The organism is Longispora fulva, from assembly GCF_015751905.1.
In the GTDB taxonomy this organism is placed as follows: domain Bacteria; phylum Actinomycetota; class Actinomycetes; order Mycobacteriales; family Micromonosporaceae; genus Longispora; species Longispora fulva.
Genome location: NZ_JADOUF010000001.1, coordinates 8,070,780 through 8,083,136 on the forward strand (window position 1 = coordinate 8,070,780; position 12,357 = coordinate 8,083,136).

Sequence of the window (12,357 nt, forward strand, 5' to 3'; positions counted from 1 at the left end):
CACGCCCAGCAGCGTAGCCGGGCGCTTTCCGCCGAGCGGTCGGGCGTTCGCGACAGCATGGCAGGATAGGGAGCATGTGTGGACTGCTCACCTTCGTCAGCGCTCTCGGAGCGGCACCCCTGCAGCAGGCGGCGTTCACCGCGGCCCTGGACACCCTTCAGCACCGCGGACCGGACGAGACCGAGGTGACGCGGGCCGGGCACGACGTGCTGCTCGGCTTCCAGCGCCTGTCGATCATCGACGTGGAGAAGAGCCACCAGCCGATCTGGTACGACCACGACCGGTACGTGATGACGTTCAACGGCGAGATCTACAACTACATCGAGTTGCGCGAGGAGCTGACCCGCCAGTTCGGCGCGGAGTTCCGCACGGACGGCGACTCGGAGACCATCGTCGCGGCGTACCACTACTGGGGCCCGCAGGCCGTCAAGAAGCTCCGCGGCATGTTCGCGTTCCTGATCTGGGACACCCAGTCGAAGACGGCGTTCGGCGCGCGCGACCCGTTCGGCATCAAGCCGCTGTTCTACACCCTCACCGAGGACGGCCTCTACGTCGCGAGCGAGAAGAAGGCGCTGATGCCCTTCTCCGCCGCCGCGCGGACCGGGGACGCCGGCATTGACGGGGCGAACCTGTCGCACTACCTGACCCTGCAGTACGTGCCGGAGCCCGGCACGATGACCAAGGGCATCTCGCGGCTCGGGTCGGGTGAGTGCTTCACCTACCAGCCGGGCGGCTCGATGGAGGTCATGCGGTACTGGAAGGCGGAGTTCCGGCCGACCCCCGTGTCGGACCCCGAGCGCAAGTACGCGGAGATCCGCGAGGCGCTGCGGGAGAGCGTGCGGATCCACATGCGCTCGGACGTGCCGGTCGGCGCGTTCCTGTCCAGCGGCATCGACTCCACGGCCGTCGTCGCGCTGGCCAGGGAGTTCAACCCGAACATCCTCACCTTCACCGCGGCCCTGGACGTCGAGGGCTACTCGGAGCTGGACGTCGCCCAGGACTCGGCGCGGCACCTGGGCGTGAAGACGTACCCGGTGGTCGTCACCGCCCAGATGATGATGGACGCGCTGCCGAAGATCGTCTGGCACCTCGACGACCCGGTCGCCGACCCGGCCCTCGTCCCGCTCTACTACGTCGCGAAGCTCGCCAGCGAGCACGTCACCGTGTCCCTGTCCGGCGAGGGCTCCGACGAGTTCTTCGGCGGCTACACCATCTACCGCGAGCCGCTGTCCCTGCGCTCCATCACCGGCCTGCCCGACGGGGTGCAGAAGGGCCTGCGCGCCGTCTCGAAGGTGATCCCCGAGGGCGTGAAGGGCAAGAGCTTCCTGGAGCGGGGTACGACGCCCCTGACCGAGCGGTACTACGGCAACGCGAAGATCTTCACCGAGGACGAGAAGCGCGACCTGATGCGCCGCTACGACCCCTCGGTCCGCTACACCGACGTCACCGACGGGATCTACACCGAGGCCGCGCACCTCGACGACGTGACGAAGATGCAGTACATCGACCTGTACACCTGGCTGCGGGGCGACATCCTCGTCAAGGCCGACCGGATGTCGATGGCCAACTCGCTCGAGGTCCGGGTGCCGTTCCTGGACTACGAGGTGTTCAACGTCGCCGCCGACCTGCCGGTGGATCTCAAGCTGCCGCCGCGCTCCACGGACACCAAGTACGCGCTGCGCCAGGCCCTGCGCGGGGTCGTCCCGCCGGAGATCGTCAACCGGGTCAAGCTCGGCTTCCCGACCCCGATCCGGGTCTGGCTGAAGAACGAGATGTACCAGTGGGCCCGCGAGATCTTCGCCAGCTCCGGGGCCGGCAGCCTGATCGACCTTGGCTACGCGCAGCGGCTGCTCGACGCGCACAAGGCCGGCGAGGGCGACCAGAGCCGCAAGGTGTGGACGATCCTGTGCTTCTGCCTGTGGTACGCGATCTACGTCGACCGCACCCTCGACCCGGGCGTCCAGCACAACGCCTCCCAGCTCAAGCTCAAGCCCCGGGTCGACCGCGTGGTCGCGTAGCCCGTGATCCGGGTGATGGTGGTCGACGACCATCCGATGTGGCGGGACGGGGTCGCCCGCGACCTCGCCGCCGCCGGCTACGACGTCGTCGCCACCTGCGGCGAGGGCCGGCAGGCGGTCCGGATCGCCCCGGCCGTCCGGCCGCAGGTCGCCGTGCTCGACCTGCAACTGCCGGACCTGTCCGGGGTGGACGTGGTTCGCGGCCTGGTCGCCGCCGATCCGGAGATCAGGATCCTGATGCTCTCGGCGGTGGACGAGCGCCAGGCCGTCCTCGACGCGGTGAAGGCCGGCGCGCTCGGCTACCTGCTCAAGTCGGCGCACACCGAGGAGTTCCTGGCGGCGGTGCGGGCCACCGCGGCGGGGGAGGCCGTGTTCTCGCCGGGGCTGGCGGCGCTGATCCTGGGGGAGTACAGGCAGATCCCGGCCGGCGGGCCCCAGTTGACCGACCGGGAGACCGAGGTCCTGCGGTTCGTCGCGAAGGGGCTCAGCTACCGGCAGATCGCCGAACGCCTGGTCCTGTCGCACCGCACGGTGCAGAACCACGTGCAGAACACCCTCACCAAGCTCCAACTGCACAACCGGGTCGAGCTGGTCCGGTACGCGATCGAGAACGACCTCTACGACTGAGTGCTCCTGCGCTATGTTGGCTGTGTCCGGGCGTCAGGAGTGCCGCACATGAGACGTCAGCTCGTGGTCTGCGCCGCTGTCGGGATCGGCTCGGCCCTCCTGTGGCTGTTCGGCGGCTGGGGGATCGGGTCGCTGATCCCGTGCGAGATGGCCGGTTTCGGCTGCCTCGGGACGGTCTTCGTGGCCCTGGTCGTCGCCGTGCCGGTCACCATGGCGGTCAGCTGGCTCGCGCTGCGGCTCCTGGGGGCGCGCGGCCCGGCCCTGGTCGCCGTGCTCGGTCCGGTGGTGACCACGCTGTTCGTCGTCGGGTTGGACCGGCTGCACGTGTGGTCGCTGACCAGCCACGTGCCCGGCCTGTCCGCGGTGCTGGGCACGGTCCCGGCCCTGCCGGCCGCCGCGGCGTACGCGCTGGTCGGGTGGCTCACCGCCGCGCTGTCCGGTCCGCGCGACGCGGCACCCGGAACTCCACCTCCGTCCCCTGACCCGGAGCCGTGACCAGGGACATCGTCCCGCCGAGGTCCTCGGCCCTGCCCCGCATCGACTGGGCCACCCCCAACCGTCCGGACGCCGCGGCCCCTTCGACCTGGTCGGCGGTCGCGCCCCGGCCGTCGTCGCGGACGGACACCAGGACGTCGGCGCGTTCCTCCTCGACGGTCACCCACGCCCGGGCCCCGGGGCCGGCGTGCCGGGCGACGTTGTCCAGGGCCGCAGCCACCGCCGCGACGAGTTCGGCGGCCCGGTCGGCCGGCAGCAGGACGGGTACGGCCGGCCCCGAGACGCTGACCTGGGTGGAGGCGAAGCCCGTGAGCAGCGCGGACAGGTCCGCCTCCCCGACCGGGGCGACCGGGCTGTGCGCGCCGAGGACCAGCCCGCGCAGGGCGGCCTCCTGCTCGCCGGCCAGCCGGGCCAGTTCCGCGCCGTCCGGGCCGAGGTCGGGGCCCCTTCGGTGCACGAGCGTGAGCACCTGCAGTACCCCGTCGTGCACGATCCGGGCCAGCCGTTCGCGCTCGTTGACCGCGGCCTCGCGTTCCGTCAGCAGGGTCATCCGCCACTCGGCGTCGCGCAGCAGCTGGGACACCAGGCCGACGACGCCGCCGCCCATCAGGAGCATCACGACGTCGTACAGCGTGTTCTGGCTCGGCGGCACGCCCGGCAGGACGCACGTGATCACGATGATCACGAGGCTGGCCGCCATGCCGCGCCACGGGCCGCCGAGGATCGCGCACGCCAGCACGGCCGCCGACACCCAGGGGCCGGTGACGGTGGCCTCGGGGTCGCCGCCGCCGAGGACGTAGTACGTCATCACGAGAAGCACGGCGCTCACGGTCAGGTCGGCCAGGCACACCACCCAGCGCCGGCCCCGGTCCAGGGCGTTCGCCGCGGTCATCGCGACCGTCCACAGCACCATCGTCACGAACACCGCGAGGGCGAGCCGCCGGTCGGTGTACACCGGCCAGTAGTGCACGGTCTGCATGGCGGCGTAGCCGAGCAGGATCACGCGGTACGCGATCAGCGCCCGCCACAGCGGCGTCGCGAACCCCAGCCTCTTCACCGGCCCATAGTGCCATTCGCGCCGGTCGACGTCAGCCCACCCACCGGACCCCGGCCCGGAGGGTCAGCTCCGACCCGACAACTCCACGAACCCGCGACTGACCGCCTCCAACGCCGAGGCCGCCCCCAGCTCCGGCCACCGGCTCAACGCCAGCTCGGCGATCGCGGACACGTCAGCCCCGTCGGCGTGCCCCTCCCGGATCGTCCAGTCCAGGGTCGCCAGGTCCTTGCGCTGCCGCTCCACGAACTCCCGGTTCACCACGTCCCCGTGTCCGGGCACCACCGGCCCGTCCCCGCACAGCTCCAGCAGGGCGGCGAGCGCGTCGGGCCACGACAGCGGGTACGCGTCGTCGAACGCCGGCGGCGCCCCCTCCTCCACGATGTCGCCGGCCACCACCGCGTCGTCGACGACCACCACGAGGTCGCCGGGGCTGTGTCCGAGGCCCAGGTGGCGCAGGTGCACGGCCCGGTCGCCGATGTCCAGGGTGTGCGAGGTGCGCACCTGGTGGGTCGGGGGCGTGACGACGACGTCCAGCAGGCCGTCGAGGCCGGGGGTGGAGCCCCAGCGTTCGTACACCCGATGGGTCAGGGTTTCGGAGTTCTCCGCCAGCCGGTTGGCGGTGGCCTCGTGCGCCCAGATGTCGCAGTTGGCGAACGAGGCGTTGCCGAAGCAGTGGTCGAAGTGCGCGTGGGTGTTGACGACGGTCAGCGGCAGGTCCGTGACGGTTCGCACCGCGACCTCCAGCTCCGCGGCCTGCCGGGGCGTGGACAGGGTGTCCACCAGCACGGCGCCGGTCCCGCCGAGGATCAGGGTGACGTTGACGTCGAGCACCGGGTACCGCCAGACCAGCACCCCCGGGGCGATCTCACGAAATGCCATGCGCCTTCTCCACGAATCGGTGCCGGTCGACGACGAGCCGTTCGATCCGGCCCTCGGCGACGAGCGTGTCGGCGTCGTGCAGGGTCACCGTGAAGATCAACCGGCGGCCCTGGACGTCGGCGAGGATGGCCTCGCAGACGACGGTGTGCCCGATCACGGACGGCGCGAGGTGCGAGAACTCGACATGCACGCCCACCGTGGTACTACCACTGTTGATCTTCCGGGCGGTCGCGGCCACCGTGGCGGCCTCGGCCAGGCCGAGTGCCCGGGGCGTGCCGAGGACCGGAACGTCCCCGGAACCCATCGCCTGGGCGGTGTCGGCGTCCGTCACGGTCATCTCGAGACGGGCTGACAGGCCCGGCAGCAGCTCCATGTGCTCAGCCTAACGGTGGAAGGCCCCCGGGCACCCGATAGGCTTGCCCGGCTATGGCAGCCGAGGAAACCGACACCGCAGGTGCGTCCCGCCGTCGCCGGATCATCGGCATGGGCGTGTGGGCGGCCGCGTTCGTCGTCGGCTGGCTCGTGATCGGCCTGCCCACCGACCCGATCTACGCGTTCGGCTGGCTGTGGGCGGCCACCGTGGCCTGGAACAGCGCCCGGCCGTGGCGCTACCACCTCGGCTTCGTCCGCGACTGGCTGCCGATCGTCTCCCTCCTGGTGATCTACAACCTGTCGCGCGGCTTCGCCGGCAAGGGCGTGCCGCACGTGTACGAGCTGGTCCACGCCGACACCTGGATGTTCGGCTGGGCCACCGGCGGCCTGACCCCCACGGTCTGGCTGCAACGGGAGCTCTACGACCCGGCCGTCATCCACTGGTGGGACATCCTGGGCAGCTGGGTCTACTTCTCGCACTTCGCTGCCGCGCTGGTGGTGGCGGTGGTGCTCTGGCTGCGCAGCCGGGAGCTGTGGGCCCGGTTCATCCGGCGCTGGTTCTTCCTGTCCTTCATCGGCCTGATCACGTACTTCGCGTACCCGGCGGCCCCGCCGTGGTGGGCCGGCAAGTACGGCGTCGTGGACGAGGTGGCCCGGATCTCCACCCGGGGCTGGCAGGCGATGGGCCTGCACGGCGCCGGCAACATGCTCAACGCCGCCCAGGTCAACGTGGCCAACCCGGTCGCGGCGATGCCGAGCCTGCACACGGCGTTCGCGCTGCTGGTGGTCGCGTTCTTCTTCACCAGGGTCCGGAGGCGCTGGATCCCGGTGCTGCTGCTCTACCCGTTGGCCATGACGTTCACCCTGGTCTACTCGGGCGAGCACTGGATCATCGACGTCCTCGTCGGCTGGTTGTACGTCGGCGTCACGTTCGCCGCCTGCGCCCTCGCCGAGCGCTGGTGGGCCGGGCGGAAGGCCAGACGCGCCACCGAGGCTAAGGAACCGGTCCCGGTCCCGTGAGGTTCGACGACGCCTTCCGGGCCGAGTTCGACACCCTGTTGCGCTGGCGGCGCGACGTGCGGCACTTCTCGACCGAGCCCCTGCCCCCGGCCCTCGTGGAGGACCTGCTGGACGCGGCGTGCCTCGCGCCGAGCGTCGGCAACGCCCAGCCGTGGCGGTTCGTGTCCGTGGACTCCCCGGACCGCCGGGCCGCGATCGGGGCCAACTTCGAGGTCGCCAACCAGGCCGCGCTTTCCGGATATTCCGGTGAGAAAGCACAGATCTACGCGACCCTCAAGCTGGCCGGGCTCCGCGAGGCGCCGCAGCAGTTCGCCGTGTTCTGCGACGAGACCACCGCCCAGGGCGCCGGCCTGGGCCGGGCCACCATGCCGGAGACCCTGCGCTACTCGGCCGTCCTCGCCGTGCACACCCTGTGGCTGGCCGCCCGGGCCCGGGGCGTCGGCGTCGGCTGGGTGTCGATCCTCGACCCGGTGGCCGCCGCCGCGAGCCTGGAGGTGCCGCCCTCGTGGCGGCTCGTGGCCTACCTGTGCCTCGGCTACCCGCTCGTCGAGTCGGAGACCCCGGAACTCGAACGTCTCGGCTGGCAGGCCCGCACCAGCGCCTGCCGCGCGGTCCTGCACCGCTGAAAAACCCTTTCCACTGTTACGGAGACACCCGACCCGGGTCCGGCCAGTGGGTCAGTGCCGCGCCGCGGCGGCCCGGGCGTGCAGCTCCGCCGCGAGCCAGTTGGCCTCGGCCACGGTCCGGTAGTCGGCCGCCACCCGCGCGCCCCCCGCCGTGTGCACCCGGACCGACGCGAGCCCCAGCCACCGCTGCCACGGCCCCTGTTCGAGGCTGACGGCCTGGATCCGGGAGAACGGCACCACGGTCACCCGGGGACTGAACAACCCCGACCGGGTCACGAACAGGTCGGGAGTGAGCCCGAAGCCCAAGGTCCGGGCCCGGACCGGCGCGCGCCACCTGGCCACGTCCGGGGCGGGTGCCAGCGGCATCGTGGCGGCCCCGGCGGCCCCCGGCAGCGCCCGGTCCAGGATCGGCCAGGCCGTGGCCGGATCGGCGACCGGCAGCAGGGTGTCGTCGGCGACCGCCTCGCCCTCACCGGTGCGCACCCCGGCCACGTGGAGCTCGCAGGCCACCCAGCCCTCCGACCGCCACAGCAGCGGCCGCACGAGGGCGACCGACTGCACCCTTTCCATCGGTACCGTCTGGTGCCGGGTCTCCGTCGCGCCATGGCTGATCCGCAGCCCCTCGGGCACCCGCGCGACGGTGAAGCCGTAGAACCGCAGGAACCGGCGGACCGGGGTGCCCAGCGTGCCCAGCGCGGCGGTCACGGTGCCGGCGATCCCGACGAACGACAGCTCCGGTCGGTACGCGAACAGCGCGACCGGGACGGCGAGCGCGAACGGCGACAGGATCGTCGACCAGGTCAGCGCCTGGGAGATCGCGAGGTCGCGCAACGGCACCCTGTGCAGCACCTCCTCGCCGGACCCAGCGGCAACCGGTTCCGGGAGGGGGTCCGTGGCGGTCGCGCTCTGTTTCAGCGCCAGCAGCTCGACCCGCAGCCGCTCGGCGTCGGCCACCGGCAGGTACGCCAGCCGCGCCTCCGACTTGTCCCCGCCCACCACCTCGATCCGCAGCTCCGCGAGCCCGGTCAACTGGGCGAGCAGCGGTCGGATCACCTCGATGGACTGCATCCGCTCCAGCGGCACCGCCCGGTTACGCCGGACGACGAGCCCCTCCTGGATCCGCAGCTCCCGGTCCACCACCGCGAAGCTGCTCACCCGCCACACCACGAACGAGTACAGCAGCGCGCCCAGGCCACCGAGCGCGACGATGACCGCGCCGCGTTGGACCCCGAACCGCGCGAAACCCTGCCAGGACAGCGCGGCGATCACCACCCAGAAGGCCCGGACGCCCTTGAGGAGCGGGGTGAGCGGGTGCAGCCGCTGGGGCTTCACAATCCCTCGGTCCCGTGCCGGCCGAGCGCGGCGAGCCGGTCGCGCAGCCGTACGGCCTCGGCGGGTTCGAGGCCGGGCACGGTCGCGTCCGCCCCGACCGCCGCGGTGTGCATCTGCACCGTGGCCAGCCCGAACAGCCGCTCCAACGGCCCCACGGCCACGTCGACGAACTGCATCCGGGCATACGGCACGATGGACAGTCGCCGGACCATGAGCCCGTGCCGGACGAGCAGGTCGGCGTCGCGCTCGGCGTATCCCCACGACCGGACCTGGCGGATCAGGAACGGCGCGCGGACCAGCGCGAAGAGCACGACGGCCCCGGCGCAGCCGAGCGCGAGCGGCCACTCGGCGACCAGCCAGCCGAACACCGCCGCCGCGGCGAGCGCCAGGGCCCCGGTGGCCAGGGAGATCAACCGGACCAGCACGTACCTCGGGGAGAGTCTCTGCCAGGTGAGGTCGGGCAACGGGTCCAGCGGGCTCGTGCTCGGGTCGGTCATGACTCCACGGTATCCGCCGGCCCGCCCGGTTCCGGGGCGGCGACACCCAACGGCTCGACGCCCAGCAGGAAGCCGCGCAGGTCGAGGAACGCGGACAGGGAGGTGCGGTGCTCGTCGCAGGCGACCCAGATCTTGCGCCGGTCGGGCGCGTGCAACTTGGGATTCCGCCACACGACGGACCAGCTGGCGGGGTTCTTGCAATGTCGGGCGGAGCAGATCACGTCGCTCATGACGCCCAAGTCTGAAGCATAAGGAGCGCCGGGCAGCCACGGGGGAAGCTGCCCGGCGTCGATGCCAATGTTACACGCGGCCCGGGGGGCGATGTCCAGCACAGGTTGCGGTGCGGGGCCAGAATTTACCGGGGCCGAACGGAGCCGGTCGCGGTGCGCACGGCGGGCTGGTACCGGCGTGTAATGCTGGGGGTCGACAAGCTCACCATCACCGTGGAGGTTCCGTGTCGACCCAGCAGACCACGCCCGCCCAGGACGCGACGCTCCTCGAGAAGGCGTTGTTCGAGGTCAAGCGCGTGATCGTCGGTCAGGACCGGATGATCGAGCGGATGTTCGTCGCGCTGCTGGCCAGGGGGCACTGCCTGCTGGAGGGCGTGCCCGGCGTGGCGAAGACCCTGGCGGTGGAGACCCTGGCCAAGGTCGTCGGAGGTTCGTTCTCCCGGGTCCAGTTCACCCCGGACCTGGTGCCCGCCGACCTGGTCGGGACCCGGATCTTCCGCCAGTCCAGCGAGAGCTTCGACGTCGAGCTCGGCCCGGTGTTCGCCAACTTCCTGCTCGCCGACGAGATCAACCGCGCTCCCGCCAAGGTGCAGTCGGCGCTGCTGGAGGTCATGGCGGAGCAGCAGGTGACGATCGGGGGCAAGGCGTACAAGGTGCCCACGCCGTTCCTCGTGATGGCCACCCAGAACCCGATCGAGCAGGAGGGTGTCTACCCGCTCCCGGAGGCCCAGCGCGACCGGTTCCTGCTGAAGATCCAGGTGGGCTACCCGACGGACGCCGAGGAGCGCGAGATCGTCTACCGGGTGGGCGTGGCCACCCCCGAGCCGAACGTCGTGTTCGCCCCGGAGGACCTGACCAACCTGCAGAAGAAGGCCGACGAGGTCTTCGTGCACAACGCGCTGGTGGACTACGCCGTCCGGCTCGTGCTCGCCACCCGGTCGCCGGGCGAGGCGGGGCTGCCGGAGATCGCGCCCCTGATCCAGTACGGGGCGAGTCCGCGCGCCTCGCTCGGCATCGTCCGGGCCACCCGGGCACTGGCGCTGCTCCGGGGCCGCGACTACGCGCTGCCGCAGGACGTCCAGGACATCGCCGCCGACATCCTCCGCCACCGCCTGGTGCTGTCCTACGACGCGCTCGCCGACAACATCCCGGCCGAGCAGATCGTCGAGCGGGTGCTGCAGGTCGTGCCGGTGCCCACGGTCGCGCCCCGTCAGCAGGCCGTGGCCCACCCGGCCCCGAACGGCGCCCCCGCCCCGGTGTACGCGCCGGCCGCCCAGCCCGCCCCGGCCAGCCCGGGCGCCTGGTGAGCCGGGCGCAGTCCACGGAGAGGGCCGACGTCGTCCTCTCCAAGCTCCAGCTCCTGATCACCCGCAAGCTCGACGGCCTGCTCCAGGGCGACTATCTGGGGCTGCTGCCCGGGCCGGGCTCGGAGCCGGGGGAGTCGCGGGAGTACCGACCGGGGGACGACGTCCGGCGGATGGACTGGCCGGTCACAGCCCGCACCACGGTGCCGCACGTCCGTCAGACGGTGGCCGACCGGGAGCTGGAGACCTGGCTGGCCGTGGATCTGTCGGCCTCGCTGGACTACGGCACCGCCGACTGTCTCAAGAAGGACCTCGTGATAGCCGCGTCGGCGGCGCTCGCGCATCTGACGGTGCGCGGCGGCAACCGGATCGGCGCGGTGGTCGGCACCGGCGACGGCGTGACCCGGCTGCCGGCCCGGCCGGGCCGCAAGGAGGCCGACGGGCTGCTCCGCCAGCTCGCCAGGACCGAGATCCGTCCCGGGCGCGCCGACCTGGGCACGCTGATCGACAAGCTCAACTCGTCGCCCCGACGGCGGGGGATGGCCGTGGTGATCTCCGACTTCATGACACCGACCGGCTGGGAGCGCCCACTGCGCAAGCTGGCCGTCCGGCACGAGGTGCTGGCCATCGAGGTGGTCGACCCGACGGAGCTGGAGCTGCCGGACGCCGGCGTGCTGACCCTGGTCGACCCGGAGACCGGAGCCTCGCACGAGGTGCAGACCGGTGACGCGAGATTGCGGGCCCGCTACGCCGCCGCCGCGGCCGAGCAGCGCGCTACGATCGCGCGGGAAATCCGGCGTGCCGGCGCGGCCCAGTTGCGGCTGCGCACCGACTCCGACTGGCTACTCGACATCGTGCGTTTCGTCGCCGCCCAACGGCACGCGCGCACCAGGGGGACCACCCGATGATCCGTTTTCTCGAGCCCTGGTGGCTGCTGGCGGTCCTGCCGGTGCTGGCGCTGGCGGGCGCGTACGTGTGGCGCCAGCTCCACCGGCAGGCGTACGCGCTGCGGTTCACCAATGTGGACCTGCTCAAGACCCTGGCCCCCCGGGGCCTGGGCTGGCGGCGGCACGCGGCGGCCGTGGCGCTGCTGATGAGCCTGCTGGTGCTGTCCACGGCGATGGCCCGGCCGTCGACGGACGCGAAGACGCCGATGGAGCGGGCCACGGTGATGATCGCGCTGGACGTGTCGCTGTCGATGCAGGCCAAGGACGTGTCCCCGACCCGGATCCAGGCGGCCAAGGACGCGGCGAAGGACTTCGTCAAGCAGCTGCCGAAGACGTTCAACATCGGCCTGGTCTCGTTCGCCAAGAGCGCCAACGTGCTGGTGTCGCCGGTGAAGGACAAGGACGCCGTGGTGGCGGCGATCGACGGGCTGCAACTGGCCGAGTCCACGGCCACCGGCGAGGCGGTGTTCACCTCGTTGCAGGCCATCCAGTCCGTGCCGGCCGACGGGGCGCAGGGTGCTCCGCCGGCCCGGATCGTGCTGATGTCCGACGGCTTCCGGACGTTCGGCCGGTCGATCGAGGAGGCCGGTCAGGCGGCGGCGACGGCGAACGTGCCGGTGTCCACGATCGCGTTCGGGACGGACGAGGGCACGGTGGACATCAACGGACAGACCACCCGGGTGCCGGTGGACCGGGTGTCGCTGGAGAAGCTGGCCACCTCGACCAAGGGCCACTACTACCAGGCGGTCACGAGCGAACAGCTCAAGCAGGTCTACCAGGACATGGGCCACTCGATCGGGTACCGCACGACGTCCCGCGAGGTGAGCCAGTGGTTCATCGCCCTGGGGTTGTTGTTCGCTTTCGCGGCGGCCGGTATGAGTTTGCTCTGGACGTCCCGACTGCCATAGCACGTCGGGTATCACCTGCGAAGGAAAGTTCCTAACTTCGCAAAA

14 protein-coding genes are annotated in these 12,357 nt (G+C 71.6%); 8 read left to right on the forward strand and 6 right to left on the reverse strand.

The features are described 5' to 3' along the window. Window positions 1-74 precede the first annotated feature (74 nt). The 3 genes from asnB to IW245_RS37440 are packed head-to-tail and all read left to right on the forward strand — an operon-like array spanning window position 75 to window position 3,140. A complete protein-coding gene (asnB, locus tag IW245_RS37430) occupies window positions 75-2,018 on the forward strand; it encodes an asparagine synthase (glutamine-hydrolyzing) (protein WP_197007790.1) in 1,944 nt (647 codons plus the stop codon). 15 nt (window positions 2,019-2,033) lie between these two features. Next, entirely contained in the window at window positions 2,034-2,645 is a 612-nt protein-coding gene (locus IW245_RS37435) for a response regulator (protein ID WP_197008892.1), read from the forward strand. A 48-nt stretch (window positions 2,646-2,693) separates the two neighbouring features. After that, on the forward strand, window positions 2,694-3,140 hold the full coding sequence (locus IW245_RS37440) for a hypothetical protein (RefSeq protein ID WP_197007791.1): 447 nt from the start codon (window positions 2,694-2,696) through the stop codon (window positions 3,138-3,140). Here the strand turns inward: IW245_RS37440 and macS are convergent. The 3 genes from macS to IW245_RS37455 form a co-directional block, all read right to left on the reverse strand. Further along, the gene (gene macS, locus IW245_RS37445; RefSeq protein ID WP_197007792.1) at window positions 3,067-4,197 is read right to left on the reverse strand and encodes a MacS family sensor histidine kinase; all 1,131 of its coding nucleotides are present in this window, start codon (window positions 4,195-4,197) and stop codon (window positions 3,067-3,069) included. The two genes, IW245_RS37440 and macS, sit on opposite strands and share 74 nt — an antisense overlap. Before the next feature lie 63 nt (window positions 4,198-4,260). Further along, complete coding sequence (locus IW245_RS37450) at window positions 4,261-5,076, reverse strand: MBL fold metallo-hydrolase (RefSeq protein ID WP_197007793.1); 816 nt, start codon at window positions 5,074-5,076, stop codon at window positions 4,261-4,263. After that, window positions 5,063-5,449 carry a thioesterase family protein gene (locus tag IW245_RS37455; RefSeq protein WP_197007794.1) on the reverse strand — a complete coding sequence of 129 codons (387 nt, stop codon included), beginning with the start codon at window positions 5,447-5,449 and terminating at the stop codon, window positions 5,063-5,065. Before IW245_RS37455 ends, IW245_RS37450 begins: the two co-directional genes overlap by 14 nt. Before the next feature lie 53 nt (window positions 5,450-5,502). On the opposite strand from IW245_RS37455, the gene IW245_RS37460 reads away from it, so the two are divergent. Continuing rightward, a complete protein-coding gene (locus tag IW245_RS37460) occupies window positions 5,503-6,468 on the forward strand; it encodes a phosphatase PAP2 family protein (RefSeq protein ID WP_197007795.1) in 966 nt (321 codons plus the stop codon). Continuing rightward, window positions 6,465-7,094: a 5,6-dimethylbenzimidazole synthase gene (gene bluB / locus IW245_RS37465; RefSeq protein WP_197007796.1), complete on the forward strand. Its 630-nt coding sequence runs from the start codon at window positions 6,465-6,467 to the stop codon at window positions 7,092-7,094. The genes IW245_RS37460 and bluB overlap by 4 nt, the downstream gene beginning before the upstream one ends. Before the next feature lie 51 nt (window positions 7,095-7,145). Here the strand turns inward: bluB and IW245_RS37470 are convergent, their stop codons facing one another. Genes IW245_RS37470 through IW245_RS37480 form a run of 3 tightly spaced genes read right to left on the reverse strand, consistent with a single transcriptional unit; the run spans window position 7,146 to window position 9,153 of the window. Further along, window positions 7,146-8,426: a PH domain-containing protein gene (locus IW245_RS37470; RefSeq protein WP_233472986.1), complete on the reverse strand. Its 1,281-nt coding sequence runs from the start codon at window positions 8,424-8,426 to the stop codon at window positions 7,146-7,148. Next, window positions 8,423-8,923, reverse strand: coding sequence for a PH domain-containing protein (locus IW245_RS37475; protein ID WP_197007797.1), 501 nt, complete (start codon window positions 8,921-8,923; stop codon window positions 8,423-8,425). Before IW245_RS37475 ends, IW245_RS37470 begins: the two co-directional genes overlap by 4 nt. Then, complete coding sequence (locus tag IW245_RS37480) at window positions 8,920-9,153, reverse strand: hypothetical protein (protein ID WP_197007798.1); 234 nt, start codon at window positions 9,151-9,153, stop codon at window positions 8,920-8,922. The genes IW245_RS37475 and IW245_RS37480 overlap by 4 nt, the downstream gene beginning before the upstream one ends. A 224-nt stretch (window positions 9,154-9,377) precedes the next feature. On the opposite strand from IW245_RS37480, the gene IW245_RS37485 reads away from it, so the two are divergent. Genes IW245_RS37485 through IW245_RS37495 form a run of 3 tightly spaced genes read left to right on the forward strand, consistent with a single transcriptional unit; the run spans window position 9,378 to window position 12,312 of the window. Next, entirely contained in the window at window positions 9,378-10,460 is a 1,083-nt protein-coding gene (locus IW245_RS37485) for an AAA family ATPase (RefSeq protein WP_197007799.1), read from the forward strand. Beyond that, window positions 10,454-11,365 carry a DUF58 domain-containing protein gene (locus tag IW245_RS37490; protein ID WP_197008894.1) on the forward strand — a complete coding sequence of 304 codons (912 nt, stop codon included), beginning with the start codon at window positions 10,454-10,456 and terminating at the stop codon, window positions 11,363-11,365. The genes IW245_RS37485 and IW245_RS37490 overlap by 7 nt, the downstream gene beginning before the upstream one ends. After that, complete coding sequence (locus IW245_RS37495) at window positions 11,362-12,312, forward strand: VWA domain-containing protein (RefSeq protein WP_197007800.1); 951 nt, start codon at window positions 11,362-11,364, stop codon at window positions 12,310-12,312. The genes IW245_RS37490 and IW245_RS37495 overlap by 4 nt, the downstream gene beginning before the upstream one ends. Window positions 12,313-12,357 lie beyond the last annotated feature (45 nt).

Coding starts and splice junctions, on each gene's coding strand:
- asnB (WP_197007790.1), top strand. CDS start 75: ATGTGTGGACTGCTCACCTTCGTCAGCGCTCTCGGAGCGGCACCCCTG.
- IW245_RS37435 (WP_197008892.1), top strand. CDS start 2,034: ATGGTGGTCGACGACCATCCGATGTGGCGGGACGGGGTCGCCCGCGAC.
- IW245_RS37440 (WP_197007791.1), top strand. CDS start 2,694: ATGAGACGTCAGCTCGTGGTCTGCGCCGCTGTCGGGATCGGCTCGGCC.
- IW245_RS37450 (WP_197007793.1), bottom strand. CDS start 5,076: ATGGCATTTCGTGAGATCGCCCCGGGGGTGCTGGTCTGGCGGTACCCG.
- IW245_RS37455 (WP_197007794.1), bottom strand. CDS start 5,449: ATGGAGCTGCTGCCGGGCCTGTCAGCCCGTCTCGAGATGACCGTGACG.
- IW245_RS37460 (WP_197007795.1), top strand. CDS start 5,503: ATGGCAGCCGAGGAAACCGACACCGCAGGTGCGTCCCGCCGTCGCCGG.
- IW245_RS37475 (WP_197007797.1), bottom strand. CDS start 8,923: ATGACCGACCCGAGCACGAGCCCGCTGGACCCGTTGCCCGACCTCACC.
- IW245_RS37480 (WP_197007798.1), bottom strand. CDS start 9,153: ATGAGCGACGTGATCTGCTCCGCCCGACATTGCAAGAACCCCGCCAGC.
- IW245_RS37495 (WP_197007800.1), top strand. CDS start 11,362: ATGATCCGTTTTCTCGAGCCCTGGTGGCTGCTGGCGGTCCTGCCGGTG.